Genomic DNA, 25,576 nt, shown 5'->3' on the forward strand with positions numbered 1-25,576 from the left:
GGCGTCCCGACCGGCGCGCTGGCGGATCGCCGGGTCGATATTTCCGGTCGATGCGGCTGCGATCCTAGGAACGTCCGCGCAACGCCACGAAGATCACGCCGGCAATCGCCAGCAGGCCGCCGCATACCGTCTCGATACCGGGCCGCTCGCCCGTGAGCGCCATCGACAGGACCGTCGCGACCGCCGGCGTCAGATAGAGGAAGTTGGCGGCGCGTGCCGCGCCGAAGTAGCCGAGTGCGAACGTCCAGGTCGCATAGCCCAGCGCGGCGGGGAAGATGCCGAGCATCAGGACGGCCAGCGTCGTGTCGCGCGACCCGTTGCCCAGCGCCACGAGCGCGCCCGGCAGCCACGGCGTGAGCAGCAGCGCGCCGGCCAGCAGCGTGTAGGCGGTGCACGCCAGCGCGCCGTACACCGGAATCAGCCGCCGCTGCAGCACGAAATAGCTGGCCGAACACAACGCGGCGCCGAGGATCAGCGTGCTGCCCGCACCGAGGACGAGGCCGCCCGGCTGTCCGCGCGCGATCACCGCGATGCCGGCGAGGCTGACCAGCGAGCCGAGCCAGCCCCAGCGATTGAAGCGCTCGCCGAGAAACACGGCGGCCAGCAGCGCCGTGAAGATCGGCAGGGTGTTCACGATGAAGCTTGCGGCGCCGGCCGAGACGGTCTGCTCGCCGGTATTGAGCAGCGCGTTATAGAGCGCGATGCCGAGAAAGCCGCACAGCAGGAAGCGTAGCGCGTCGCCCCGTGTCGGCACGCGCGGCCGCCGCGCGATCAGCCACGCAATGATCAGCACGGCCGCGGTGGCGAAGCGCGCCGCCGCGAGTTGCAGCGGGGTCAGGCCATGCAGGCCGATCCGGATGAAGGGGAAAGCGGACGCCCACGAAACGATCGTGAAAGCGACCGCGCCGGCCGCGATCAGCGGCTGCCGCGCATGGCGCGACGACGGGGTGGAGAGCGTGTTCATGCGGCAATGATGCGATGTGGCGAGATGCTAAGCTAGCGCACAGATCAGCACGCGGATATGACCATGATTCACAGCTCGGGCCGGCGGCCGGCCGGCGCTTCAACCCGCGCGAAGCGCGCGCCAGCGGCGTCGCCGGCCGCCGCGCCGGTGCCGGGTTCGCGGCCGCCGCTCGCGAGCCTGGAGACGGTGTGCACGGTCGCGCGCGAGGGTTCGTTCCTGGCTGCGGCCGACGTCTCCGGCGTGACGCACGGCGCGATCAGCCGGCGGGTGGCCGCCGTTGAAAACTGGCTCGGCCTGCGGTTGTTCGAACGTCATGCGCGCGGCGTGCGCCTCACGCCGGACGGGCAGCGCTTCGTCGGCCGGATCGAGCAGGCGTTCGCGATCATCGACAGTGCGGCCGATCAGTGGCGCTCGCCGCGTACGCCGCGGCTGGTCAGGATGAGCGTGGTGCCGGCCTTCGCGCAGCTCTGGCTGCTCGAGCGCCAGCACGCGCTCGAGAGTGAGGCGCCTGCGTTGCGGATCGAGCTCGGCATCGAGCTTCGCAACGTGGATATCGCCGGCGGCGAAGCGGATCTGTCGATTCGCTACGGGCGCGGCAACTGGCGTCAGCTCGAAACCCGTGCGTTCATGCCGGAGCGGCTTTATCCGGTCGCGCATCCGCGGCTCGCCGCGCAACTGGCCACGGAGCGCCGCCGGCGCGGCGATGCCGCGCTGCTCGACCTGCCGTTGCTGCACGATTCCGACGTGACAGGCTGGCGCACGTGGTTCGATGCATTGGGCGTGCCGTTCAAGCCGCGCGCGCAGGATCGCCGTTTCGAGGATTACAACCTGGTGCTGGCCGCGGCCGAGGCAGGGCTCGGCGTGGCGCTGGCGCGCGTGCCGCTCGCCGACGCCTATCTCAAGCGCAGCGACCTCGTGCGCGTGAGCCGGCACGAGGTCGATTCGGTGCTCAGGTATTACTTTGTGCACGCGAAGGGGGAGAATCGGCCGGAGGTGCTGGCGTTGATGGAACGGATGCGGGCGGCGGTGGGCGAAGGCCGCTAGCCCTGGCCGGTGTATCGTGACGGCCCGCCACGATACGCTCGTGGGGGCCGAGAAAGCGTTGTGCGATACACGGCACTAGGCTCGGGCCGCCGGATCGACGACAATGCGACCGCGAAAAACGATGAGGTGGAGAGATGAACGAGAATCGAAAAGGTATGCATCCGTGCGGATGCAAGCGAGGTCAACAATGAACAAGCCAGACAAGTCGTCGAAAGCGCGTGCGGCGCTCGACCAGCTGTTTTCGGGCATGGCGCCCGCGGACGAGACGCGTGCGTCACGTCCCGGCAATCCGTTCAATCCGTTCGAAGCGGCGGGAGATGAAGCGTCAGCGGGTTCGGGTGGGCGCGGCGGTGTCGAAGTCACGCTGTCGACCCGGATTCAGTTGCGCGGCTATCCGAATGCGAACGCATTCATGAAGCGCATGGCCGAAGCCTGGGGACTGGAGTGGGGGATGTACGACAGCGTCAAGGCCATCGCGACGCTGCCCGCCGGATGGCGCGCGCGCCGGCTTCCGGAAGTCACGCAGATCGTCGACGGACACGACGTGCTGCGCGCGGAGAGCAGCCTGCAGGGCGGCGAGATGTCGTATCTGAAAGTGCATCCGCGGTACTACATCGACGCACGCAAGGGGTTCGGCTGGGGCAAGTCGTCGAAGGCGTCGGACGATCCGGATCTCGACGGCCCCGACTGGAACTGCTTCGTGGTCGATCGCGAAAAATCCGTCGAAGTGCACGAACTGACGACCTCGTCGCTGAAAGCCGACATGGACAATGCGCGGGCGACGTTGCTGAAGTGGCTGGACGAGAATTATCCGAAACATCGCGATCCGTTCGCGTACTGGTCGGACTGCGAAGGGGCGTCGTAATTTTGCGTGGCCGCCCGGTTCGGTATCGCGGGCACACGTTGGTCGACCGGCGCCGGCGCGGGTGGGGCGCGCGCCGCTTCGACGCATCGGCCGGTTGCGATGGGAGCGCCCATTGAAGCGAGCCCGTCTCGTCCCGGTGCTCTGGGCCGCGTTCGGCGCGGCGGTCGGCTCGACCGTCGTCGAATTGCTGCTCTGGCCGATCGTCGGTGACGACGCCATCGGGAACCTGTTGCGAGACACGCGCCTCACGGCGGCCATCGTGATGGGGCGCCGCGTGCTCGGCGGGTCCGGCGGCTTCGATCCGTGGGTCATGGCGGTGGCGACCCTCGTGCATCTGGCGCTGTCGCTGGTCTATGCGGCCGTGCTGGCGAAAGTGATTCGCACTATGTCGCTCGCAGCCGCGCTACTCGCCGGCGGCGTGTTCGGCCTCATCCTGTACGGCGTCAACCTGTACGCCTTTACCACGATCTTCCCGTGGTTCATCCCGGCTCGCGGCGCGATCACGCTGGTGGCCCATCTGGCATTCGGGATCACGGCAGCGGCTGCCTATCGCATCGCGAGGCGCTAGGCCGGACGTCAACCGCGACAACGATTGCCGGGGTTGTCCGCATCGATCATTCGCACCAGACCCCTGGAATAAGCAGGCGCGCTGCATCGTTTAGCCGGCAGGAGACCCTGTATGAAGCGGCGGCACGTGAGCGCCGCGTGATGAATCGTGTGCAAGCAATCCGGTCAGCCGGGCGCCGCCAGCGGCGCCTGCGATCGAGTGGTCGGGGGCAATCAGGCAGGAGCCGATCATGTGCAACTGGTTTAGATCCGGGATAGGTATCGTCTGTCTCGGCTGTTCCGCGGCGGTCTTTGCGCAAACGTACGACGATCTGGCGGACGCCAGTACGAACTGCCGTGCGGTCGTCGCGCAGGCGAACATCGACGGCACGGAGCAGCAAATCGTGGGGCGTGCGTGCCTGCAGGACGATGGCACATGGCAGTTCGTGCAGAGCCCCGACGGTAGCGTCATGTGGTATCCGGCGGTGGATTATCCGTATGCGGACCTGTGGTACTGGGGGCCGCCGCTTTTCATCGGCGCGGGTGTGGGCTTCGTCTTCGTCGATCGGTTCCACCACTTCCACCATTTTCACCACTTCGATCACGTCGGCCATTTCAACGGGATGGAGCATCGCCGCTTCGGCATGCCGGTCGGTGCCGGTTTTCACCATGGCGCGTTTCCGGTGGGTGCCGGCGGCCACGGATTCGGCGGCATGCATCAGTTCGGCGGTGTGAGTGGATTTGGCGGTGGCGGCATGCGGCGCCATTAGGCGCGGATTCCGGGCAGATCGGCCGCCGCCCGGACATCCGCTAATCGAGCCGCCCGCGCAAGTCGTCGAACGGTACTGCGTTCAGTCTGCATCGGATTGCGCGACCTTCCCGCGGACGACCTCCCAAAGCAGCTTGATATCGAGCGCCTGATCAGCAACGAGCAACTTCAGACGATTGTTCTCGTCCTCCAGCTGTTTGATACGTCGTGCTTCAGCGGCATCCCTGCTGCCGGGCATGGCACGCCACGCATCGAGGCCGTCGTAGGCGATGCCATGCTTGCGATAGGGCTTGTTGGCAGTTGGGCCGACCTCGGCGTGGTCGGGCATTGCGTTGATCCGTTCTGCGTTGCATTCATGCTTGCTCATGTTCGCTCAGGCTCCACGAGATACCGGTTCTTCTATCAGCGACGTCTTTCAAGGGCGCAATGCGTATCGCTCAGGCCGTATCGACCGAGAACGCTTTGCGCTGCGCCGAACCGGCTTGCCGGAGAATAGACGCCGAAATCTTCTCCGCCAGCATGGTTACAGGTGAATTGAGGTTTGCGGATGGGATGGTCGGAAAAATTGAAGCATCGACTACCCGGACTCGTTCGACGCCAAACACCCTGCCCTCCGAATCCGTCACCGTCCCCATGCGCAAGGTGCAGGACGGGTGGTAATTGGATTCCGCGGTTGCTTTCGCCCACGCCAGAATTTCCGCGTCGCTGCGAGCTTGCGCAACGTCGTCTGCCTCCCCCAGAACGCGCTTGGCCATGGCAGGCTGGCTCATGATCTCTCGCACGGACTTGATCGCTTTGATCGCCAGCTTCTTGTCATGGTCGGTAGTCAGATAATTGAAGCTGAACGCGGGTGTTGCCAGTGGGTCGGCGGAGCGTAGCCATACCCGGCCGGTGCTCGTGGGCCGCTGCAGACTCAATGAGCAGTGGTATCCGGGATTGATGCGTATTGCGTCGTGCCCGAAGTAAGGTCGAAACGCCACGCACTCCATCTGAATATCCGGTCGCCCGGAGCCGTCGGTGGAAATCATCGCGCCGGCTTCGAAGAGATTGGAAGCGCCAATGCCTCGACGTGTCAGCATCCATTGCGCCCCGATCAGCGGACGGCGCGGCAGGGACAACTCGCGGGCCATCGAATCGCGCTCGTTCCTGACATGCCAGTCGACGACGAGCGCCGTGTGATCGGATAAGCCGCGTCCGACCTCCGGATGGTGGACTACCGGTGTAATGCCATGGTCGCGGAGCGCGTCCGCATCGCCGATGCCCGACAGCATCAGCAGGTGCGGGGACATCAAGGCGCCCGCACAAAGAATTGCCTCGCGCCCTACGGCGATACGATGATTTCTGCCCTGGCGGGTGGCCTGGACGGCGACACAGGTTGTGCCCGAAAACAGCAGTCGCGTCACCCGGGTATGCAACATGACATCGAGGTTGCGCATGGGCTTTTGCCGCAGATAGGCATAAGAAGCGCTGATGCGCCGGCCATCGCAGATGTTGCGCTGGATTCGATGCATGCCTGCTTGCTGCTCGCCGTTTTGATCCGGATTCAGCGCATGCCCGGCTTGCTGCCCAGCCTCGAGGAATGCCTCGAACAGCCGGTTTCTGCAGGGTGCTCTCTCGACCTTGATCGGGCCGCTCCCGCCTCGCCAGGGACTCTCGCCATCTTCGAATGTTTCCATTTTTTTGAAGAAGGGGAGAACGTTCTTGTAATCCCACCCTGTCACGCCGAAATCGGACCAGGTATCGTAGTCCTCGGCGTTGCCGCGCATCCAGTTCATGCCGTTAACCGATGACGACCCGCCCAGCACGCGGCCTCGCGGCTCGTAAACGGGCCCCGGGCCGTCATCCGAAAACAGCTTCCAGTTCGTCTTGTTGCTGAGCAACGGCAGACCCATCGCGCATGGCATGACGATCCCGATATTGATATCGGATCCGCCCGCCTCGATCAGAAGGATGCTTAACGATGTGTCTTCTGCCAATCGACCGGCAATCGTGCTTCCAGCGGATCCGGATCCGATGACGACATAATCGTAGCCATCGGCCGCTGGCTCCGAAACGATATTCAGCATGGCGCCCCCTGTGTATCGGGAATCACGTTTCATTCAAGGATCAACGCGCGTTCACGGGCAGTTGCAAACTCTTCAGTTCGAAGAATTCATGCATGCCGAAATCGCCACACTCGCGGCCGTTGCCTGATTGCTTGTAGCCGCCCAAGGGCGCTTCATAGCTGAATTCGCCGCCGTTGATCGAGCAGGCGCCCGCCCTGATTTTCCTGGCAATGTCGATTGCGTCCGCAACGGTTCCGGACCAGACCGCCGACGATAGTCCGTAAGGCGTGTCATTGGCCATGAAGATGGCATCCTCCATCCGGTCGTATGAAATCATGCAGATGACCGGTCCGAATATTTCTTCCTGTGCGATCGTCATCCTGTTGTGCACGTCGCGAAAGATCGTCGGTCTTACAAACGCCCCCTTGTCGATGCCTTCGGGAAGATCGGGGCCGCCGGTCACCAATTTGGCGCCTTCCTTCAGCCCCTGGTTGATGTACGCGATGACGGTCTCTCGCTGGTATCGGGAGCTCATCGGGCCCATGTAAGTCGTTTCATCCGCCGGGTTGCCGATCCTGATGCGCTCGACGATACGCTTGGCGATGGTTACGGCCTCTTCGTACCTGGATGTCGGAATCAGCATGCGCGACAAGCAGACGCAAGTCTGGCCGGAGTTGATCATCACGTCTTCGACACCGAACCTGATTGCCGCCTCGAGATCTGCACTTTCAGTGATGATGAACGGACTCTTGCCGCCGAGTTCCAGGCAGACCCGCTTGATCGACCGGGCGGCAAGTTCCTGGATGCGGGCGCCATTGGCCGTCGATCCGGTGAACGACACCATGTCCGCGGCCGGGTGGGTGACCATCAGGTCGCCGAGTACGCTCCCCCGGCCGGTCAACAGGTTGAAGACGCCTTTGGGAAGTCCGATCGAGTCGACAATCTCCGCCAGGATCAGGCCTTGCAGCGGTGTTACCGACGATTCTTTGACCACGACCGTACATCCTGCGGCCAGCGCGGATCCGACTTTGGTCAGCAACTGGAACAGCGGATAGTTCCACGGGGTAATGAGAACGCATACACCGACGGGCTCCCGGATGATCACGACATTGTCGACCTCCGTCGTCTCGTCCAGCATCGCGCTGCGCGCGGCAAAATTCCGGAATGCACCGATACAGGAGGTCTGTATCTGCCGTGTCATGTCGATCGGGCAACCCATCGATGCCGAGATGGCGTTTGCCAGATCCTCACGACGGCTTTCCAGTGCATCGTGGATTTTCACTATCCAGTCATGACGCTCCCTGGATGTGGTTTTTGACCATGTGCCGAATGCTTGCCTGGCAGCGCGGAATGCTTTATCCACATCTTCGGCGGTTGCATTGCATATCTCGGCGATGACTTCTTCGGTAGCCGGATTGATGACCGCGCTGAAATCGCTGCCATGCGGGGTAACCCAGTCCCCATTGATGAACAATTTATCGAAGCGCCGAATCATCGGGAGTCTCCTTCGCTGCCTGGCTGGAATGGAAAATATTCGTTATCGGCGTGCGTCGTAATCGCGCCGATATCGCGAGTTTATTCATCGCAACGCGCAATCTTTTTCTGACCTTGAAATGGTATTCTCTTTCCCCCGGTAGCAGGCACTTCGCGAGTTCGAAAGGTGCCTTGCGCTTTGCGCAAAATATGAATCGAGTGATCCATGGACACCATCGCCGCAGTTCGACTGTTCCTTGAAGTTGCCGATCAGGGGAGCTTCTCCGCAGTTGCGCGCACCCGTCAGGTCGCCATTTCTTCGATCACGCGCCTCATCAACCAGCTGGAGCAAAACCTGGGCGCGACGTTGTTCATCCGCTCGACGCGCCAGCTATCGCTGACCGAAGCCGGGTACCGGCTTCTGCAATCGCGCGTCCAGCTGACCCAACTGGACGAGACGCTGAAGGCGATCAGAGGCGTGACGGAAGATATGTCGGGAAGGATGCGTATCACGGCGCCTGAGAACTTTGGACGCCGTTATCTGATCGACATCATTCCGGCATTGCTTGACGAATTCCCGGAGCTCGAAATAGAGCTTGATCTCAGTGATGAATACCGTGATCTGGTGACTCAGGGTTTTGATATGGGAATTCGGGTCGGCGAGGATCAATCCTTGTCGTTGATTCAGCACCGGCTCACGCCGAATACGCATGTGCTGTGCGCGAGCCCGAAGTATTTGTCTCGATACGGCGTTCCGGAAGAAATCGATGAATTGAAAAATCATCGCTGCATACGGCACGAAATACTTGGTCTCGACAAACATTGGGTATTCGAGGACAAGGCAGGTGTGACGCACTTCCTGCCTCAAGGCGCATTCTCGTCCAATATGTCGGATGCGGTTATTTCTGCGGCGATTTCAAACCAGGGCATTATTCTGATGCCATATTGGCTGGTGGGTGCCGAGTTGGCTGCCGGAAAACTCGTTCCGATCATGGAGACCAGTTCCGCCAAGCCATTGCCCAAATACGGCGATTGGCTCTTTATCGCCTATCCGCCACATAATCGCCATTCGATCAAGGTTCAGACCGTCAGGCAGAGATTGATCGCGTCGTTGCGTGACGTAGGGCATCCGGTCGACGCTGCGCCAGAAAGCCGATAGCGGCCGCATCGGTCGCCCCGATCATCGCATCACCGGCGCTCGCTGCGATACGGTGGACGGCGTGGGTTGGGCGTATCTGATCGTTGCCGTGGACGATCACGCTCGGATTGTCTTCAAAGCGATGCATTCAGACGAAGTGGGCCGATGCGTCGACGTATCAGAACGCCGGGCATCGCAGCGACGCCCGGGCGAGCTGGCAGCATCACGACAACCGGTATCGTGCTCACGGCACCATGCGATGGCATGGCGCGGATGGCCAGACTTCCCGCGTTGAGAAGCTACCTCCTGACGCTTCACGGTTAATCGAGCCGCCCGCGCAAGTCGTCGAACGGAATCATCACATGCGTGCGATACGCGGGCCGCGCTTTCAGCCGTTCGTACCACGCTTGCACGTGCGGGATGTCCGGCCGTGCGATGTCGAGCTCGAAATAGCGATACAGGTGCGTGCCGGCCGCGATGTCGGCGAGCGTGAGCGCGTCGCCTGCGAGGAACGGCTGCCCGGCCAGCGCCGCATCGAGCGCCTGGAAGTGCTGCGCGCACTGCGCGATGCTTTGCTCGACGCGCGCCGTGTCGCGCTGCTCGGGCGGCGTCCGGAAGAAGCCCCGGAACACGCCGTTCAGGAACGTCGGCTGCAGCGTGGTTTGCGACCAGTCCATCCAGCGATCGGCGCGCGACTGCTCGGCGGGATCGTCACGCCAGAAGCCGGGGCGTCCGTAACGCGCGGCGAGGTAGCGCAGGATGCTGTGCGATTCCCAGACGACCGTGCCGCCGTCGTCGATCACCGGCACGCGCCCGTGCGGGTTCATCGCGAGAAAGCCGGGCGTGTCGAGCACGCCGAATTGCCCGCCGGCCGGCACGTGCCGATGCGCGAGCGCGAGTTCGTCGACGAGCCACATCACTTTCTGGACGTTGAATGCATTGCGGCGCCCCCATACGGTCAGCATGCCGGCCTCCTTGTGTCGTGCGGAACGGGATCGCGGACAGTGTAAACGCCGGCAGGCGCGCACCGCGGTGCGCGCCTGCCGAATGTCGTCGTTGTCGTTGTCGTTGTCGCCGTGCGGCGACGCACTCAGAACTTGTGGCGAATCCCGACGATCGCAGAGTTCCTGCGTATCGGTGCCGGAGTTCACGCCATACGAGCCGACCGACGCGGCGGCCTTCACGACTGCGCCGTCCGCGTTGAGCGCGATCAGTGACGACTTTGAAAACGGTGACAACTTCGATTTGGTCTACGGATGGACGTGTCTAAACTCGACTCTGGCACATGGATGCCGATTGGCTCCGGAGCACCTCTGCGCATCTGCCGGACCTGCGTCCCCAAAGGGCGGGCGATGTCCATTCCATCTCGGCCAGAAGTGGCCATTCATATCAATTAAAGCATCAGACGACTTTGATGTATTCGGTGATTTACCGTAAGATGAAACAAATGCGATGGATTGTTGAATCAGTTACTCGATATTCAGGGAAAGTGCCGTGTCTGTACAAATTCAGATTTTGGAAAATGCAACTGAAGCAGAACGACTGAAAATTCTGATCCCGTTGCTGGCCCATAACCTGGCCAACGGCGGGGACGACGCCCATGAAGCATTTGCGCTATTGCTGCGGGACCCCGGCACCAATGAAGTCATTGGCGGACTGTTCGGGAAGATCTCCTATCGATGGCTACTCATCGATCTTGTTAGCGTTCCAGAGCAAATGCGTAACCAGGGTATTGGAGAGCGGCTGATGCGCATGGCCGAAGAAATGGCGCAGAAAAAACACTGCATCGGTATCTGGCTTGAGACCTTCAGCTTTCAAGCGCCAGGGTTTTATCGAAAGCTTGGCTACTCCGAGTTCGGACATCTGGTGGATTATCCACCGGGACATACCCGATTCTATTTCCAAAAGACGTTGTGATGACGGTGCCGTGAATTGGCTTTGTTCCGATAGCCGCCCTTCGTGATCGGCACCAATGGGTCGAGGCCGTGTGGAAACGCAGATTCATCCGAAGCACACTCGGCCACCTGCGCGTCTTGCCTTGCTTTACTGTTTCTGCTGCCAATTCGGCGATGACGAACGCCTGAACGGCTCTGTTGTCTTGTGAACCATCGTCTTCGGTGCGCTTGGCGGGCACAACGGGTAGGTGCTTGCGCACCCGCTTGCCGCGTCGCTTTCATTGATCTCGAACACCCCGGTATTTTCAGCACGCTCTTGAGGTGGTAGGCCAGCACGTGCCGACTCGTCCCGGTACCTACGTTGGCCAGCCTGCGTGCCAGGAAGCGCGGGCAGCCCATCCAGTGCTTGAACGCTCCGAAGACATGTTCGACGGTGGTTCGCCTGCGAACTGTCATCGCGTCCGGGGTCTTGTCGAGCCGAAGTTGGGCTTGCTCCGGCACCGATACATGCTCCTATCGTGAGATTCGTTGTTGCGAGCAATGTAGATGAAGTTTGCCCCGTCAAGTCGGCCATGACACTTCGCGCTCGACGTCATTTGCTTCGACATCCTATTCAACTTTTTCGATCATCTTGAGCATGCTGTCTGAAATGTCTTTGCCCAGGAGGTGGGCGACGACCCAACCGCAGAGGTCTTGGGTGGCCAGACATCCACCGGCCGTGGCGATGCGGCCGTGCGTGACAAGCGGCTCACGGACCGTCTCCACGCCCATTGCCTCGAGCTCCGGAAAAACTCCCGGGTATGTCGTCGCGGTCAGGCCATCGAGCAGGCCGAGCTTAGCCATGAATAGAACGCCCGAGTCGATGCCAGCAATTACCTGCTTTTCGGGGTTCAGCTTCAGTCGACGCATAAAGACCGGATCCGCAAGCTTTGCACGGGAGCCGGGGCCGCTGACGATGAAAACGGCGTCAGCCACCTGAAGTGCTTCCAGATTTGAATGAGACGCGATCGTAATCCCCGTGTTTGACGTAAGTTGTGGCGTATCCGAACAGATTCTCACGGACCACGGGCCTTTGTATGCGACGTAGTCGGGATCCTGAACCCGATTGAAAAGGTCCCACGGCAGGAACAGGTCGACGTCAGTGAAACCATCGTAGGCGAGAATGGCGACCTTCATCCTTGGTCTCCTATAAGGTGTTGGGGACTAGATTCTCCTCAAGCTCGCGGTCTATCTGTATAGTCAGTTAATCGAATTTATGAGCTATACAGATGAAAGATGCCATTCCCTCGTATCAGTCCATCGCTGAACGGCTGCGGGCCGCGATTCGTCGCGGGGACCTCGCTCCAGGGGCAAGGCTCCCGTCGGTTCGGCATCTTGCCCAGATTGAAGAAGTGAGCGCGCCGACGGCGGAGCATGCGCTCCGTTTGCTGGAGGCGAGTGGCCTGGCGGTGGCCCGGCCCCGGTCAGGATTTTTCGTCACTCGGGAAATACCGCCGGAACCGGGTCTTTCGCGCCCGAAATTGAAAGCTCGCCCCGTCACCCTGACGTCGAACATTCACAGGTTTTTCACCCAACTGAGATCGCCTGAGCTCGTGGCACTGGGTGCCGCGTCGCCCTGTGCCGAATGGCTTCCCAAGGCAGCCCTGATGCGTGCCACGGCGAATGTCAGTCGCAGGCTGGGGGCAGCGGCGCTCTCCTACAGTGTGCCCCCGGGCCGCGTCGATCTGCGCAATCAGATCGCTCGACGTGCCGGGCGCTGGGGGCTGCATATCTCGCCCGATCAGCTTGTCGTCACGGATGGTCAAAGCCAGGCCATGAGGCTGGCGCTGATGGCGACCTGTCGTCCTGGCGACATCGTTGCGGTGGAGTCTCCCTGCTACTTCGGCACGCTGATGCATCTGCGGAGTTTGGGGCTGCGGGCAATAGAAGTGCCGACCCATCCGCGCACCGGGATGGAGTTGGGGGCGCTTGAGCAGATTCTGCAATGCCGAAGAGTCAGTGCGGTGGTGTCCATACCCACCGCGAACAATCCCTTGGGATTCACGATGCCGGTGGAGCAAAAGCGCGCGCTGGTTCGTCTCCTGGACGATGCTGGGGTGCCCCTCATCGAGGATGATGTGTATGGTGATCTTTCTGCCGGGAAACCTCGCGCGCCAGCATGCAAGGCCTTTGATGAGTCGGGCAATGTTCTCTATTGCACTTCGGTTTCGAAGACCTTGGCTCCGGGTTGGCGCATCGGTTGGCTTGCGCCGGGCCGTTACTTCGACGCGGTTCTGGAGGCACGCGTTGAGGCAAGCCTGGCCGGTGCGCCGTTGCTTGAGGCAGCCGTAGCCGAGATGCTTTCGACCGGTGACTATGATCGCCACCTTCGTCGCTACGCCGAGCGCATCAAAGCATCGGTGCGCACAATCTCATCGCGCATCGCCGCAACCTGGCCGCACGGTACCAAGCTGTGTTACCCCGAAGACGGATTCCTGCTGTGGGTGGAACTTCCGGAATATGTCGACGCAGTGTTGCTTCACGAGGCCGCTGGCCGGGAGGGGATCAGCATTTGCCCCGGCTCCATGTTCTGCCCTGAAGGGACGAAGTACGCGCATCATGTACGCGTCAATTGCGCGCAGTCGATCACACCTAAATTACTGGCCGCACTTGACCGCGTCGGTGCGCTCGCCACTGCGCAAGTCCCCAGGGCATCCAAGGCGAAGGCAAGAGCGGGCTAGCTGCAGGTCTGCCGCGGGCCGTCGCTGACCTGCCATGAGTGCATTTCAGCCTACGCTGGACCGGGCTGACCGACAGTGGCCTCGCGAGGCGCCTGCCGCCGGGAGTCCGGAAATCGCGGTCAAAATCCGACGTTGTCGCGCCCTTTCAGTTTCAGCATGGTCCGCGCTTCTTCAGGGGTGGCAATGTCCAGCGACAGGGCTTCGATGATGCTGCGTACGCGCAGCACCTGTGCAGCATTGCATTCGGCCAATTTGCCAACCCCGTCCCATAGCGAATCCTCCAGGCCGACGCGCACGTTCCCGCCTATCGAGGCCGAGATCGCCGCTGCAGGCATCTGATGCCGTCCAGCTCCCAGCACCGACCACACATAGTCCCTGCCGAAGAGCCGGTCGGCGGTGCGGCGCATATGCAGGATGTCCTCGGCGTGCGCACCGATGCCGCCCCGCAGCCCAAACACCGACTGGATGAGCAACGGCGGCTTCAGGAGCGCGCGATCGAGGAAGTGAGCCGCGGTGTACAGGTGCCCGATGTCGTAGCATTCGATCTCGAATCGCGTCTGGTTCTCGCTGCACGACTGCAGAATGTAGGCAATATCCTTGAACGTATTTTTGAAGATTCCGTCCTCGCTTCGCTCGAGGTACGGGCGCTCCCAATCGTGTTTGAATTCCTTGAAGCGGCCGAGAAGCTCATACAGCCCGAAGTTCATCGAGCCCATGTTGAGGGAGGCGACTTCAGGCTGCAGTCGCAGCGCCGGCTGCAAGCGCTCCTCGACACTCATCGAGGGGGCACCACCGGTGGTCAGGTTGATCACGACGTCCGATGCCTCCTTGATGACAGGCACGAATCGGCGAAATAGCGCGAGATCCTGCGAAGGCCGTCCGTCCACGGGATCGCGCGCGTGGAGGTGGACGATGGCGGCGCCTGCCTGCGCAGCGCCGATCGCGCTGGAGGCAATCTCTTCGGGCGTAAGGGGAAGATACCCGCGCGAACATGCCAGCATCATGATGACCGGCATGCTCACGGCCATTCAATCCGCCACGCATCTGGCGAAGCGGGTCTATGGCGTCGGACCGATGACTGCCGAGCAGACGGAGCAGCATGCGGAGCAGGCCATCGATGCACTGCTGAACGGCATGCTGGTGCGACGCGCCAATCGCTGGCGGCCATCGCGCGGCAGGTAGTACCGCGTCGGGAGCGATGCGCAGGCTCGGGCAGGGACCTTGGCAGGTACCGAACTCAACGTCGACGAGCTCGTTATCCCGCAGGGCGTTCCACCTGACATCACGTCGCCATTTCAGTCTCGATACACTCGCCGCCGACCTTATCCAGCGCGTTCAGCAGCCCTGCGCGCAGTGCGCTCAGCGCATGACTCTTTTCATCAAGCTCCTTGAGCTTTGCGTGCAGACAGGCGACCTTCCGTGCAGTCCCAAAGTTCGGGCTATCCCAAACCTCGATAACGTCGCGAATTTCCGCCAGCGTGAAGCCGAGCGCCTTGGCGTGGACGATCAGTCGTATCCGCTGCAACGAAAGCGCGGAGTACTGCTTGTAGGTATTGGTTACGTGAGGCTGCGTTGCCTTGTCCAATAGCCCCATTCTTTCGTAGTAGCGAACGGTATCGCGAGAAACGCCCGCCTGCCTGCATAGTTCGCCAATGCGCATGCCACCTCCATCCGAAGTCTTGAAACGATATTAGGGCTTGACCGTAGCCTATAGTCAACGGTTTACCGTGCCGCTCATCCTTGACTCTGTCGGCACGCGATGACAACCCGCTTTGATTTCCGTGGAAAAACAGCACTCATGACGGGCGCATCGTCCGGCATCGGACGTGCGTTTGCTTACGCCCTGGCCAGACAAGGAGCCAGGCTGCTGCTGGTGGCTCGCTCGCACGACACGCTGCACGACCTCTCCGAGGAGCTACGACGCGATTACGCGTGCGACGCGGATTTTCTGGCTGCCGATTTGAGAACATCCGGCGCCGTAGACGCGGTTGCCGATCACCTGAGGGCTAGCGGAAAGGTGGTTGATGTACTGGTCAACAACGCGGGCTTTGCAGCGTACGGGCGCTTCGAAGCCATTCCGTTGGCCCGTCAACGCGACGAAGTGCTGGTAAATTGCATGGCCGCGGTCGAGCTAACCCATCTTGTGTTGCCGGGAATGCAGGCGAAATCCAACGGCGTCGTCATTAACGTTGCGTCGACGGCGGCATTTCAGCCCGATCCGTACATGGCCATCTACGGCGCCACGAAGGCGTTTCTTCTTTCATTTTCCGAAGCCGTTTGGGCTGAGAACCGGCATCGAGGCGTCCGGGTGGTCGCGCTGTGTCCGGGGGCGACGCAAACCGCCTTCTTCGACGTCGTTGGCGCAAAAGAGGCCGCCGTCGGCACGCCGATGCCCGTTGCGCGTGTGATCCAGGAAGCATTTTGGGCGGTGGATCGCAACAGGAGCCACCGGGTCGTGGGGGCGAAGAACCGGCTGCTCGCGAACCTGCAGCGACTATTGAGCCGTCAAGGCGCCGCTCTGCTCGTCGAGAAGATCCTCAGGCCGCGGCAAGCTTAGGAGCTTGCTCTGGACGTTGAATGCATTGCGGCGGACCCATACGGTCAGCATGCCGGCCTCCTTGTGTCGTGCGGAACGGGATCGCGACAGTGTAAACGCCGGCAGGCGCGCACCGCGGTGCGCGCCTGCCGAATGTCGTCGTGGTGGCCGCGCGGCGACGCGATCAGAACTTGTGGCGAATCCCGACGATCGCGAGTTCCTGCGTATCGGTGCCGGAGTTCACGCCATACGAGCCGACCGACGCGGCGGCCTTCACGACCGCGCCGTTTGCGTTAAGCGTGTTGCCGCTCGCCTTCTGGTAGCCGAACAGCGCATACAGGTCGGTGCGTTTCGACAGCGCGTAGTCCGCGCCGAGGTTGACCTGGTTGTAGTGCGCGGAAGACGGGCCCGTCAGCGACGTGTAGTTGTAGCCGACCCCCGCGCGCAATGCCGGCGAGAACTGCCAGTTGAAGAACGCCGAGCCGTTGTTGAACTTCGCGTTCTGGCTGAACGCCGACAGCGTGTCCGCGCCGTACTGCGTATTCGAATACGCGAGGCCGAAGGTGGCGGGTCCGGCCACGTACTGGCCGGCCACGCGCACGATCTGGATCGACTTCGCGCTCGAGAAGCCCTGGTTGATCACGGTGTTGAACAGCGTGTCCGAGCTGCTCGACCAGTTGCGCACGCCGTTCGCCACGGTGGAGCCGCCGTTCGCGTAGAAGAAGCCGGCACCGAGCGACAGCGGCCCGTTCGCGTAACTCGCGCCGAAGCTGTACGTGCGGCCGCTGCCGGTGGCGCCCGCGACGCCGCCGAAGCCGTACAGGCCCTCGAACTGGAAGCCCGAGATCAGCGGGCTCGTGTACTTCACCGAGTTGCTGACGCGCAGGCTGTTGTCGTAGTTGTCGAGGTCACCCGGCGTCGCGAACACGCCGCCGAAGTAGTTGTCCTGCGTGAGACCCTGCACGAGATCGACGACCGGATCGTACTGGCGGCCGAGCGTCACGGTGCCGTACGTGCTGCTTGCGAGGCCGACGACGGCCTTGCGTCCGAATTCGCGCTGGCCCTGGCCGAGTGCGCCGGTGCCGACGTTGAAGCCGTTCTCGAGCTGGAACAGCGCGGCCAGGCCGCCGCCGAGATCCTCGGTGCCGCGCAGCCCCCAGCGGCTGCCCGACAGGTTGCCGCTGCTGAACTTGACGAGGCTCGACGCGTTGCTGCCGTTCGCGTTCTGCGCGTTGTGCACGTAGGCGATGCCGGCATCGACGATGCCGTACAGCGTGACACTGCTTTGTGCGTGAGCGCCGGCGGCATAGAGCGCGGCCGGCAGCGCGAGCAGTGCGAATGAACGGATCTGTTTCATTGTTGGATTCCCCCGTTGGTCGAATGGTCTGGCGAGTCGGTGAACGATACGGACAGCGCATCGTCAAGGGAACCAATAAATTGTCGGATCGTTATGAGGCGGCGCGGAGATGGATGCGCGCGCAACGGGCTGGCAGGAGTCGACGCCGAGCTTCGCGAACGCACGCCTCGCGTAGGTGTCGACGGTGGGCGTCTTGAGTCCCATCGACCGCGCGATGGCGGCCGAGGTCAAGCACCTGGATCAAGCCAGGGACGTGGGAAACGGGCTTTCGGTGGTGTGTTCGAGCATGCTGCGCATCAATCTTTCCATCAACGCGTGACGGGTGCCGGCGCATCCCGCATCGTCCCACCTGTTGTTGAGCTCGTCTGGATCCTTTCTCAGATCATAGAGTTCGCCCCAGTCCGTGCCATCGTAGACGGTAAGACGGTACCCGTCGGACAGAAGCGTGCGGCACCGAATCCGGCTATCGAAACCCAGCGTGATTCGCTGCCCCTCTTCCTCGATCAGCAGGTGCTCGCGCAGTTGTGACTTCGCGCCGGACATCAGGTCGAGCATATTTTTGCCCTGGACGCCGTTGAAAGGCTTTACCCCCGCGCGGGCGAGAATCGTCGGGGCGATATCCACGGTGCTGGTCAACGCGCTGCTGCGGCACGCCCCGTCCGGTAAAGCGGGATCCGACCAGATGAACGGGGTGCGGATGAGCCCGCGATAGTGAATCGGTCCCTTCAGCAGAAGACGGTGATCGCCCATGTAGTCGCCATGGTCGCTCGTGAATACGATGACGGTGTTTTCGCGCAAGCCAAGCGCCGTCAATGCGTCGACGACCTTGCCGATCTGGGTGTCGATGTTCGTGATTGACGCGTAATTCAACGCGATCGCCTCGCGGGCCTCGCGCTCGTCACAGGCAAACGAAGAAGTCGTGCTGAAACTCAGGATGCCTCGTTCCCGCTGTTCGTATAACCATCGAACATGGGGCGGTGGTGCAACGTTACCGTGAAACGAGGCGGGCAATTCGACGTCCTCGGGGGCATACATGTCCCAGAAGCGTCCGGGCGGGGTGAACGGCTGATGCGGGTCGGGGAAAGAGCATTGCAGGAAGAACGGCTGGTCGCGGGACGCGTACTCCTTCAGTTTGTCGATGGTCCGATCCGCGATGTATGCGCTCGGATACAGTTCTTCCGGGACGCGGGTGCGCCACGCCTGGCCAATCTCCGTCAGCTTGTAGGCCGGCGCCGGCATTGCCGCCTAGGGGCCGATCAGGGCCTCGATCTCTGGATGATGCTTGCGTAGCCAGTGTCGATAGTGGCCATGCACCGCGTCGCCATGATCGTCGACAAGGTCGACGTGCTCGAATCCGTAAAACGGCCGGTCGACATCGAAGTCTTCACCCGCAAGCCAGCAGCCCCGTTTTTCCTGGTTATAGCGTCCCGGTTCATCTGCGAAGGCCTCGAGAGTCGGATGAGCTTCCGTATCCCTGTTCAGCGGCCACACCGGCAAATCATCGGTCATGCCCTGGATATGCGCCTTGCCGACGAGCGCGGTGGCATACCCTGCCTGTCGCAGAACCTCGACAAATGTCGTGGCGCGCAACGACAGCGGAATGCCGTTGTGACGGACGCCATGAACGGACGGATAACGCCCCGTCAGCAGGCTCGCACGATTGGGCATGCAGATTGGCGACGCAACATGCATTTCGTCTGCGAGCCAGCCATGGGCGGCGATCCGGTCGAGGTTGGGCGTGGCAACGATGCGATTGCCGTACGCGCCCAGATGATCCGCGCGCTGCTGGTCAGTGATGATGAACAGAAAATTCGGAGAAGTCGGTGAGGTTTTCATATGGTTCGCCAGCACTATCGTTCAATTCGATGAGCCAGTCATACGAAGCATGCGACGGCATGATTGTGTGAAAGCTCAAGGTTACGGGTGTTGCGTGTCATCCGATTCGAGGGCTCGCCGATGTCGTCCCGCTGCGGATGCCGGACGACATGGGCGGAAGAAACAAGGTCGAGACGAGGCCAAGCACAACGCCAAACGTAACGTAATAGGCAATCGAGAGCAGATCGCCTGTTCTCTGAATCAACAACGTAATGATGAACGGTGTGAAGCCGCCGAAAACGGTCGATGCGACATTGTAGGAAACGGAAACGGATGTCGATCGGATCTCCGTCGGGAAAATCTCCGCCACCGTGGTCGAGACCGGCCCAAGGCACATCGCGGACAGGATGCTGAACACGATTTCCGCCGTGAACAAGGTAAAGAAGCTCGGTGCATGCACAACCCAGACAAAGAGCGGATAGACGGATACGAGCATCAATGCGTACCCCCATGCCATCACGGGTTTGCGCCCGAGGCGATCGGACAGCGCACCAAAAGCAGGACACACGATCATTCGCAATATCGCTGTGATCGAGATAATGATGAACGGAATTTGGGGCGAAAGCTTCAGATACCGTGTCGCAAAAGTTGGCATGAACACACCAAACACGAACTGAAGAATGGCCATCCCGCCAACCAGCCCCGTCGTCACCAGCAGCTCCCGAGGATGAGCGCGCAGCACGCTCCACAGTATTGCGGCGGCCGAGCGTTTCCCCGCCGTGCGGGATGCGACCTTGAACTCTTCGGGCTCATCGATTTTCCGTCGCACGTAGAGCCCCACGGGGCCGATCAGCAGACCAAACAGGAACGGCACGCGCCATCCCCACGCATCAAGCTGCGCGGGGGTGAGTGCAAGCGTGATAAGCGCCCCCGTCACAGCGGCCAGAAAGCCGGCGGCATATTGGGAGAACAGTTGGAAGCTGCCGTACAACCCGCGCTTTTCGGCGGGCGCTGATTCGATCAGCAGCGACGTCGCGCTGCCGAACTCGCCGCCGGCCGAAGCGCCTTGCAGCAAACGGGCCACAACCAGCAGCACGCTGGCGACGACGCCTATGCTCTGGTAGGTGGGCGAGAACCCGATCATCGCGGTCGACAGAGACATGAGCGCGATGACCCACAGGAGCGCCGATTTTCTGCCGTGCCGATCCGCATAGATACCGAAAATCACACCGCCGATCGGACGCATGACATACGCGGCGCCGAATGTGCCGGCGCTCATCAGAAGCGCACTGGTCGGACTCGACGAAGGAAAGAAGTGGTTCGAAATGATGTTTAGCATGAAGCCAAACGAAATGAAGTCGTACCATTCCAGAATGTTTCCGGCAGTCGATGCAAAAATGAGGCGCCGGCGCCTGAGAATCTCGTTCATGCTGTCTCCTTGTACCCCGTCTCGGGGTAGCGAATATGTGCCGCCTTCAAATGCGCCTGCGTGAATTGCTTGCTCCATGGCGAATCGCACCCCGGTCCAGCCGAAAGTGCCGCGTATGCGCAAAACCAGCCGATGTTTGCCGGCCATCGTGTTGCAGGTGCGTCCTCGCCCACCATCGGCTCATACACTGCCGCACCGGGCAATGCAGGACGTATGATTCCGGCAAGCCGCACGGGTAACGGAAAATCGGGCGCGAGCCTGTGCCGTGCTCGTAGCGATCGCCGGCCTGTCGCCTGTCGATCAAAAGACATTCCGCATCCCGACGGCAACACCGGTCTGCGTGTTGCGTCCCGGGTAATCCGCGCGGAACACCCCGTTGCCGTGCGTGACATCCACCGTTCCATACACCTCTGTTCGTTTCGACAACGCATACTCCGCGAGCAACGTCGCGGAGTAATTGATCCCGGTTCCGAGCGAGCCGTCGACGTTGGCCGCGTTGCGTGTGTGGCCGTAATAGCCAGCGAATGTCAGGTTCAGCTGCGGTGTTGCCAGGACCGACGAGCCGACGTAAAAGCTATCGTCGATTCGGTTGGGGCTCACGCCCGCAAGCTTGGATGCGCCGGGTTGCTGCATGTCTACGTCGGTAAGACCTGTATGGTCCTGTGCATGCAACCAGCCGCCGAGCAGCTTGACTGCCGCGGTGATCGAGTAGGTCGCGCTCACGTTCGCGATCTTGAACTTTTTGCCCTGATGGTCGTTTTGCTGATAGCCCACGCCTGCGGACAGCGGCCCCGCGTCATAAGAAGCAGCGAAACCGTACATGCTGTTGAGGCCGACACTACCGGCAACGCCGCCGAATCCGTAGATCGATTTCACGCGCAGGTTGCTGAATTGTCCCGAATACTTGACGGAATTGACGGCGGAGAAGAATGGGCCTACGCCGTTGTAGATCCAGCTGTCCTGCCAGAAGTCGCCGACGGTCATCGGGTCGTACTTGCTGGCCATCATTTCGAAGAAAGGGGTTTGTTGGCGACCGAAGGTCAATGTGCCGTACTTGTCGTTCGAAAGGCCGACGTATGCGTTACGCTGGAACAGCGTGTTGCTCGAGTTGTCCAGTTTTCCGGACCAGAGCTGGAACTGATTCTCCAGCTTGAAAATTGCCGACGTGCCGCCACCGAGATCCTCGACACCCTTCAGGCCAAAGCGGCTCGGTGTTTCGACACCTACGCCCATGGCAACTTGTCCGTCGTTGCGTGAATTCGCGTTCGTCAGGTAGCGCAAACTGGTATCGACAATGCCGTACAAGGTGACGGAGCTTTGTGCGAATGCCACGGGGCTGAAAATACCGGCAGCCAATACGGAAACTCCAAACCGATAAACGATCTTCACTTGTACGTCTCCTCACTTGAATAATGATCTTCAACATGAATCGGCTTGATTATTTTTCTTATTTATTGATTTAATTAAGAATTGCAATAAGAAATAAATTGGGGAATTTATTTCGGGCGAGGCATTTGAAATAATGCATCGGGCTTGATCTCGAAGTAGTCTCCGGTTCCGCCTCCGCGAAGGATGGGGCGAGCCACGCCGGGGTCGTAAACACCATCCTTCAGAAACAGCTTTGCGATGTGGACAGCGGTGATCTGCCCGAGCGCCAGCCACGTTTCTACCGGGTTGCCCCCCAGGTCCCGCAACTGATGCATGCCAAGCAGCCTGCATTCGAGCGCAACCGGACTTTCCGCAACACGTGCAACCGAAACGGAGGTGCACGGTAGCGGGGTGAGGTTCGCCAGCAGGAATTCGTCGGTGTCCGCCGGCACCTCTGCGCTGGTCAGGTTGACCTGTTTGGCTAAATTCCTCGTCGCCAGATTGACAACGAATTCGCCAGTCTCCTGGACGTTACGAATGGTGTCCTTCCAGCCGACGCTGGAAAAGGCCACGATCGGCGGTTTGTAATTGAAGACGTTGAAAAAGCTGTACGGCGCTAGATTTGAATGTCCGTCCACCGATCGGGTAGAAATCCATCCTATAGGCCGCGGGCCAAGAATGGACGCGAGCGGATCGTGTTTCAATCCGTGCCCTTTGGCAGGCTCGTAGCTGTAAATTTCGTCGAACATCGGACGCTCCCCTCGCATCGAAGCCGTGGTGCTACTTAGTAGCGTCCGGAAAAAAGGGCCCCGAATCCCGGGATCGCCGTCGTCAGCCCCAACCGCCTGAGCATCTGGTGGCTGGTCGCCACGGCGGAAGAAATCACCGGCACTCCGATTCGGTCTTCGATCGGCTGTATCGACGGCAGCGACGGCATCTGCACGCACGCGGACGCAACGACGGCGTCCACGCCGGTGGTCTTGAGCTTCCGCGTGATCTCGATCGGCGCGCGCGGATCCTGACGTCCCACGTCCAGGTTGTCGGGAATCTCGAGCGAAATGCTGTCTACGACCTCGATTCCCTCGCTCTCGATGTAATCGATGACCAGGCGAGTCAGCGGTTTCATGTACGGCGCAAGGATCGACACGCGCTTCGCGCCGATCAACTTCAGCCCGTCGACCAGGGCGCCCGCGCTGGTTACTACAGGAGCGGCCCCGTCGTTTTCCACCGTGCGTTGATGCAGCCGTGCTTCCGAGATTCGGTGATATCCCGGGCCCATGCTCATGATCGCAACGAGGCATGCATAGCCGAGAACATCGACGCGTGCGTCGGACAACTCCAGCGCGCATCGATCGCTGTCGGCGTCCATTGCCGCCAGTTCTTCCTTTGTCACGTGTTTCATTCGCATGCGACTGGAATGGTATGTGAAGCGCTCTGGGCCAAGGGCTTCGCGTGCGCGCAGCACCGCGGGGATTTCCGTCTCCATCGTCGTGTTGGAGGACGGCACGATCTGGCCGATGCGGAAAGCGCGGCGCGCCGCATCGGGGCGGGGCGACTCGAGAGTCGAACGAGTGTCGGTCATGCCTGTTGCTCCGGAAAATCGCTGTCGAGTTCGATCGGTTCGGCATCGCTCCCGTCGAACCGGACGGGCTGAAGCGGCTTGCGGTTGACGCGCAGGTCGAAGATGTCGAAGCGGTTGTATTGGCCCGCGATGTCGTGCATTTGGCGCGGCTGGATGCAGCGGTTGAGGTCGATTTCCGCGTAAGCGAGACCTTCCTCGTCGACGAGCGGCCGGCCAATGGTTCGCCCATCCGGTCCGAGGAAGCCGGAAAAGGCACTGTTTCGCCGGCCGAGCCGCTCGCGCGCATCCGGGTAGTCGGGCTCGAGTGCCGCGATGATTTCTTCCGAAATCGTCGAGCAGGAAACGATCGTGAACAGCTTGCCTTCGAAGCTGTGCGCAGCGGATCGCACCTTGATCGCTTCGGCCATGTCGTAGTCGGCTGGTGCCACCGGAAGCGAGATGTAGCTGGCAACATGGACCAGTTCACCTTGCGCGATCAGCGAGAAGCGCGCCAGCGTGTTGGTGTTCTCGCCACACGCCAGCGCCCCGAGCGGACCAACGCTGGTTTGATGGACTCGCAATGCGGAAGCGTCGCCCGGCCCCCAACTGAGCTTCTCGGCCCAGGTCGGTACCAGTTTGCGATGACGCCCCAGGATGCATCCGTCGTCGGAGACGGTGACGAGCGTGTTGTAAAGCGTCCCGATCGAGTGAGGGCTGCGCTCGTTGACCCCAACCACGACGTTGATGCGGTGACGCGCGGCGGCTTGGGCGATCTTGGTGATCTCTGGCCCCGGGATCTCGATCGCCGATCGCACCAGCCGTTCGAACCAGGCGCTGCCCCTGACCGGGTCGCCAAGCCAGCTCCAATAGGGGTAGGCTGAAACAAACACCTCCGGGAAGGCGATCAGGCGCGCACCGTTACCTGCCGCTTCGCCAATCAGGCGCACGACCTTGTCGACGGTGGCGTCGGTATCGAGGAAGACCGGCGACGTCTGTACGGTCGCCGCCTTGAATGCAGGAAGTTCAAGCATGTCGATTGCTCCTGTTGGCCGCCGCAATCACTGTTCGCGTCCTGTGCGAGGCTCGTCCCCCACTGCCACGACCGGATTGCGCAGTGAGCCGATTCCTTCGACCCATGCCTCGATCACGTCGCCGGGCCACATCCATTCCTGCGGCGTCCGACCAGCGCCGACTCCCGACGGCGTGCCGGTCGCGATGATGTCGCCCGGTTCCAGCGTGATGGCGGCACTGATGCCGGCGATCAGCGTGTCGATCTTGAACAGCAGGTGGCGGGTGTTGGAGTTCTGCTTCTCCACGCCGTTGACCGTCAGGCCCAGATTGAGGTTATGCGGATCGGCAATCTCGTCAGCGGTAACGATGACCGGCCCGAGGGGCGCGTAAGTATCTTGGCCCTTCGAATAGATCCACTGGCCGGCGCGGCGATTGTCGCGTGCGCTGATATCGTTGATGACGGTGTAGCCGAACACGTGGTCGAGTGCTCGGCTTGCCGTGACACCCTTGGCGCGCTGACCGATCACGACGGCCAGCTCGACCTCCCAGTCGAGTTGGCGGGTGATGCCTTCGTTGTGCTCGATGGCATCACCCGGCCCGATCACCGTCGTCGGCGGCTTGGAGAAGATCACCGGCTGTTTCGGCAGATCCGCTGACGTATCCAGTGAGCGGCTCGACTCCGCCACGTGTTCGACGTAGTTCAGGCCGATGCCGAAGATGTTCTTGCGCGGCCGGGGAATCGGAGCCAGCAATCGGACGTTGGCCAAAGGCAGCGCGACGTGCAGCGGCCATTTGTCCTTGTAATGACTCAGCAGCGCTGTAGTGGTCGTCACAGCGTGTGGTCCCAGATCGATGAAGTCGAGCATGTCGGACGGAATGCCTTCGCCGGCATGTGTGCCGAGGCGCTCGAGATCGATCACCAGGTCTTCGACGATTGCACCCAGACGGGCTGGGGCAGTCACATGAGTGCGGTAGGTAACAAGTCGCATGATGTACGGGAGAAGAGAAATACGGGGCGTTGAGAGAATTCGCGTGACGGG

General features: G+C 61.4%; 25 protein-coding genes and 2 pseudogenes. 10 read left to right on the forward strand and 17 right to left on the reverse strand.

Going from position 1 to position 25,576, the window contains the following annotated elements; genetic code table 11:
* Positions 1-64: 64 nt before the first annotated feature.
* Positions 65-964 carry a DMT family transporter gene (locus tag LGN19_RS36085; RefSeq protein ID WP_174959850.1) on the reverse strand — a complete coding sequence of 300 codons (900 nt, stop codon included), beginning with the start codon at positions 962-964 and terminating at the stop codon, positions 65-67.
* 57 nt (positions 965-1,021) lie between these two features.
* Here LGN19_RS36085 and LGN19_RS36090 point away from each other — a divergent pair, with 57 nt between their 5' ends.
* The 4 genes from LGN19_RS36090 (at position 1,022) to LGN19_RS36105 (ending at position 4,189) form a co-directional block, all read left to right on the forward strand.
* Positions 1,022-2,008 carry a LysR substrate-binding domain-containing protein gene (locus tag LGN19_RS36090; protein WP_226219876.1) on the forward strand — a complete coding sequence of 329 codons (987 nt, stop codon included), beginning with the start codon at positions 1,022-1,024 and terminating at the stop codon, positions 2,006-2,008.
* 187 nt (positions 2,009-2,195) lie between these two features.
* Positions 2,196-2,873, forward strand: coding sequence for a nitroreductase (locus LGN19_RS36095; protein ID WP_226219877.1), 678 nt, complete (start codon positions 2,196-2,198; stop codon positions 2,871-2,873).
* Positions 2,874-2,985: 112 nt separating this feature from the next.
* The gene (locus LGN19_RS36100) at positions 2,986-3,441 is read left to right on the forward strand and encodes a sodium:proline symporter (RefSeq protein ID WP_226219878.1); all 456 of its coding nucleotides are present in this window, start codon (positions 2,986-2,988) and stop codon (positions 3,439-3,441) included.
* A gap of 229 nt (positions 3,442-3,670) precedes the next feature.
* Positions 3,671-4,189 carry a hypothetical protein gene (locus LGN19_RS36105; RefSeq protein WP_226219879.1) on the forward strand — a complete coding sequence of 173 codons (519 nt, stop codon included), beginning with the start codon at positions 3,671-3,673 and terminating at the stop codon, positions 4,187-4,189.
* 81 nt (positions 4,190-4,270) lie between these two features.
* Here the strand turns inward: LGN19_RS36105 and LGN19_RS36110 are convergent, their stop codons facing one another.
* The 3 genes from LGN19_RS36110 to LGN19_RS36120 all read right to left on the reverse strand — a co-directional run bounded on the left by LGN19_RS36110 (position 4,271) and on the right by LGN19_RS36120 (position 7,725).
* Positions 4,271-4,555, reverse strand: a complete 285-nt coding sequence (locus tag LGN19_RS36110) for a transposase (RefSeq protein WP_174959858.1) — start codon at positions 4,553-4,555, stop codon at positions 4,271-4,273.
* 70 nt (positions 4,556-4,625) lie between these two features.
* On the reverse strand, positions 4,626-6,254 hold the full coding sequence (locus LGN19_RS36115; protein WP_226219880.1) for a GMC family oxidoreductase: 1,629 nt from the start codon (positions 6,252-6,254) through the stop codon (positions 4,626-4,628).
* 40 nt (positions 6,255-6,294) lie between these two features.
* Complete coding sequence (locus tag LGN19_RS36120; RefSeq protein ID WP_413227268.1) at positions 6,295-7,725, reverse strand: aldehyde dehydrogenase family protein; 1,431 nt, start codon at positions 7,723-7,725, stop codon at positions 6,295-6,297.
* Between the two features lie 207 nt (positions 7,726-7,932).
* Between LGN19_RS36120 and LGN19_RS36125 the strand changes: the two genes are divergently transcribed.
* Positions 7,933-8,865 carry a LysR family transcriptional regulator gene (locus LGN19_RS36125; protein ID WP_122950183.1) on the forward strand — a complete coding sequence of 311 codons (933 nt, stop codon included), beginning with the start codon at positions 7,933-7,935 and terminating at the stop codon, positions 8,863-8,865.
* Position 8,866: 1 nt separating this feature from the next.
* Positions 8,867-9,168 (forward strand): annotated as a pseudogene (locus tag LGN19_RS36130) (hypothetical protein); the annotation flags it as partial.
* Here the strand turns inward: LGN19_RS36130 and LGN19_RS36135 are convergent.
* Positions 9,165-9,809 (reverse strand): glutathione S-transferase family protein, encoded by a 645-nt coding sequence (locus LGN19_RS36135; RefSeq protein WP_226219901.1) that lies wholly within the window; start codon positions 9,807-9,809, stop codon positions 9,165-9,167. The pseudogene LGN19_RS36130 and the gene LGN19_RS36135 overlap by 4 nt on opposite strands.
* 529 nt (positions 9,810-10,338) lie before the next feature.
* On the opposite strand from LGN19_RS36135, the gene LGN19_RS36140 reads away from it, so the two are divergent.
* Positions 10,339-10,761 (forward strand): GNAT family N-acetyltransferase, encoded by a 423-nt coding sequence (locus LGN19_RS36140; RefSeq protein WP_226219882.1) that lies wholly within the window; start codon positions 10,339-10,341, stop codon positions 10,759-10,761.
* A gap of 587 nt (positions 10,762-11,348) precedes the next feature.
* Here the strand turns inward: LGN19_RS36140 and LGN19_RS36145 are convergent.
* Entirely contained in the window at positions 11,349-11,915 is a 567-nt protein-coding gene (locus LGN19_RS36145) for a DJ-1/PfpI family protein (RefSeq protein WP_226219883.1), read from the reverse strand.
* A gap of 92 nt (positions 11,916-12,007) precedes the next feature.
* Between LGN19_RS36145 and LGN19_RS36150 the strand changes: the two genes are divergently transcribed.
* Positions 12,008-13,459: a PLP-dependent aminotransferase family protein gene (locus LGN19_RS36150; protein ID WP_226219884.1), complete on the forward strand. Its 1,452-nt coding sequence runs from the start codon at positions 12,008-12,010 to the stop codon at positions 13,457-13,459.
* Positions 13,460-13,578: 119 nt separating this feature from the next.
* Here LGN19_RS36150 and LGN19_RS36155 read toward each other — a convergent pair whose 3' ends face one another.
* Positions 13,579-14,475 carry a 3-keto-5-aminohexanoate cleavage protein gene (locus LGN19_RS36155; protein ID WP_226219902.1) on the reverse strand — a complete coding sequence of 299 codons (897 nt, stop codon included), beginning with the start codon at positions 14,473-14,475 and terminating at the stop codon, positions 13,579-13,581.
* On the opposite strand from LGN19_RS36155, the gene LGN19_RS36160 reads away from it, so the two are divergent.
* On the forward strand, positions 14,474-14,641 hold the full coding sequence (locus LGN19_RS36160; protein ID WP_226219885.1) for a hypothetical protein: 168 nt from the start codon (positions 14,474-14,476) through the stop codon (positions 14,639-14,641). The two genes, LGN19_RS36155 and LGN19_RS36160, sit on opposite strands and share 2 nt — an antisense overlap.
* A 100-nt stretch (positions 14,642-14,741) precedes the next feature.
* Here the strand turns inward: LGN19_RS36160 and LGN19_RS36165 are convergent, their stop codons facing one another.
* Positions 14,742-15,119, reverse strand: coding sequence for a heavy metal-responsive transcriptional regulator (locus tag LGN19_RS36165; protein WP_226219886.1), 378 nt, complete (start codon positions 15,117-15,119; stop codon positions 14,742-14,744).
* A gap of 99 nt (positions 15,120-15,218) precedes the next feature.
* Between LGN19_RS36165 and LGN19_RS36170 the strand changes: the two genes are divergently transcribed.
* Positions 15,219-16,016 carry an SDR family NAD(P)-dependent oxidoreductase gene (locus LGN19_RS36170; protein ID WP_226219887.1) on the forward strand — a complete coding sequence of 266 codons (798 nt, stop codon included), beginning with the start codon at positions 15,219-15,221 and terminating at the stop codon, positions 16,014-16,016.
* A gap of 163 nt (positions 16,017-16,179) precedes the next feature.
* Here the strand turns inward: LGN19_RS36170 and LGN19_RS36175 are convergent, their stop codons facing one another.
* The 9 genes and pseudogenes from LGN19_RS36175 to LGN19_RS36215 form a co-directional block, all read right to left on the reverse strand.
* Positions 16,180-17,352: a porin gene (locus LGN19_RS36175; RefSeq protein WP_226219888.1), complete on the reverse strand. Its 1,173-nt coding sequence runs from the start codon at positions 17,350-17,352 to the stop codon at positions 16,180-16,182.
* 63 nt (positions 17,353-17,415) lie between these two features.
* A complete protein-coding gene (locus LGN19_RS36180) occupies positions 17,416-17,583 on the reverse strand; it encodes a LuxR C-terminal-related transcriptional regulator (RefSeq protein WP_226219889.1) in 168 nt (55 codons plus the stop codon).
* A gap of 9 nt (positions 17,584-17,592) precedes the next feature.
* Positions 17,593-19,188, reverse strand: a pseudogene (locus LGN19_RS36185) (sulfatase).
* Positions 19,189-19,285: 97 nt separating this feature from the next.
* A complete protein-coding gene (locus tag LGN19_RS36190; RefSeq protein WP_226219890.1) occupies positions 19,286-20,596 on the reverse strand; it encodes an MFS transporter in 1,311 nt (436 codons plus the stop codon).
* A gap of 300 nt (positions 20,597-20,896) precedes the next feature.
* A complete protein-coding gene (locus LGN19_RS36195) occupies positions 20,897-21,985 on the reverse strand; it encodes a porin (RefSeq protein WP_226219891.1) in 1,089 nt (362 codons plus the stop codon).
* A gap of 107 nt (positions 21,986-22,092) precedes the next feature.
* A complete protein-coding gene (locus LGN19_RS36200; RefSeq protein ID WP_226219892.1) occupies positions 22,093-22,713 on the reverse strand; it encodes a flavin reductase family protein in 621 nt (206 codons plus the stop codon).
* Between the two features lie 35 nt (positions 22,714-22,748).
* A complete protein-coding gene (locus LGN19_RS36205; RefSeq protein WP_319000678.1) occupies positions 22,749-23,546 on the reverse strand; it encodes an Asp/Glu racemase in 798 nt (265 codons plus the stop codon).
* Entirely contained in the window at positions 23,543-24,556 is a 1,014-nt protein-coding gene (locus LGN19_RS36210) for a carbon-nitrogen hydrolase family protein (protein WP_226219893.1), read from the reverse strand. The genes LGN19_RS36205 and LGN19_RS36210 overlap by 4 nt, the downstream gene beginning before the upstream one ends.
* Before the next feature lie 27 nt (positions 24,557-24,583).
* Positions 24,584-25,525, reverse strand: a complete 942-nt coding sequence (locus tag LGN19_RS36215; RefSeq protein ID WP_226219894.1) for a fumarylacetoacetate hydrolase family protein — start codon at positions 25,523-25,525, stop codon at positions 24,584-24,586.
* Positions 25,526-25,576 lie beyond the last annotated feature (51 nt).

Source organism: Burkholderia sp. AU30198, assembly GCF_020419825.1.
In the GTDB taxonomy this organism is placed as follows: domain Bacteria; phylum Pseudomonadota; class Gammaproteobacteria; order Burkholderiales; family Burkholderiaceae; genus Burkholderia.

Bases quoted from the DNA above. Each gene is read 5' to 3' on its own strand.
- LGN19_RS36150 (WP_226219884.1), top strand. From the start codon at position 12,008: ATGAAAGATGCCATTCCCTCGTATCAGTCCATCGCTGAACGGCTGCGG.
- LGN19_RS36105 (WP_226219879.1), top strand. From the start codon at position 3,671: ATGTGCAACTGGTTTAGATCCGGGATAGGTATCGTCTGTCTCGGCTGT.
- LGN19_RS36115 (WP_226219880.1), bottom strand. From the start codon at position 6,254: ATGCTGAATATCGTTTCGGAGCCAGCGGCCGATGGCTACGATTATGTC.
- LGN19_RS36160 (WP_226219885.1), top strand. From the start codon at position 14,474: ATGCTCACGGCCATTCAATCCGCCACGCATCTGGCGAAGCGGGTCTAT.
- LGN19_RS36085 (WP_174959850.1), bottom strand. From the start codon at position 964: ATGAACACGCTCTCCACCCCGTCGTCGCGCCATGCGCGGCAGCCGCTG.
- LGN19_RS36165 (WP_226219886.1), bottom strand. From the start codon at position 15,119: ATGCGCATTGGCGAACTATGCAGGCAGGCGGGCGTTTCTCGCGATACC.
- LGN19_RS36205 (WP_319000678.1), bottom strand. From the start codon at position 23,546: ATGACCGACACTCGTTCGACTCTCGAGTCGCCCCGCCCCGATGCGGCG.
- LGN19_RS36135 (WP_226219901.1), bottom strand. From the start codon at position 9,809: ATGCTGACCGTATGGGGGCGCCGCAATGCATTCAACGTCCAGAAAGTG.
- LGN19_RS36210 (WP_226219893.1), bottom strand. From the start codon at position 24,556: ATGCTTGAACTTCCTGCATTCAAGGCGGCGACCGTACAGACGTCGCCG.
- LGN19_RS36125 (WP_122950183.1), top strand. From the start codon at position 7,933: ATGGACACCATCGCCGCAGTTCGACTGTTCCTTGAAGTTGCCGATCAG.
- LGN19_RS36190 (WP_226219890.1), bottom strand. From the start codon at position 20,596: ATGAACGAGATTCTCAGGCGCCGGCGCCTCATTTTTGCATCGACTGCC.
- LGN19_RS36170 (WP_226219887.1), top strand. From the start codon at position 15,219: ATGACAACCCGCTTTGATTTCCGTGGAAAAACAGCACTCATGACGGGC.
- LGN19_RS36090 (WP_226219876.1), top strand. From the start codon at position 1,022: ATGACCATGATTCACAGCTCGGGCCGGCGGCCGGCCGGCGCTTCAACC.
- LGN19_RS36215 (WP_226219894.1), bottom strand. From the start codon at position 25,525: ATGCGACTTGTTACCTACCGCACTCATGTGACTGCCCCAGCCCGTCTG.
- LGN19_RS36175 (WP_226219888.1), bottom strand. From the start codon at position 17,352: ATGAAACAGATCCGTTCATTCGCACTGCTCGCGCTGCCGGCCGCGCTC.
- LGN19_RS36145 (WP_226219883.1), bottom strand. From the start codon at position 11,915: ATGAAGGTCGCCATTCTCGCCTACGATGGTTTCACTGACGTCGACCTG.
- LGN19_RS36200 (WP_226219892.1), bottom strand. From the start codon at position 22,713: ATGTTCGACGAAATTTACAGCTACGAGCCTGCCAAAGGGCACGGATTG.
- LGN19_RS36155 (WP_226219902.1), bottom strand. From the start codon at position 14,475: ATGCCGGTCATCATGATGCTGGCATGTTCGCGCGGGTATCTTCCCCTT.
- LGN19_RS36110 (WP_174959858.1), bottom strand. From the start codon at position 4,555: ATGAGCAAGCATGAATGCAACGCAGAACGGATCAACGCAATGCCCGAC.
- LGN19_RS36095 (WP_226219877.1), top strand. From the start codon at position 2,196: ATGAACAAGCCAGACAAGTCGTCGAAAGCGCGTGCGGCGCTCGACCAG.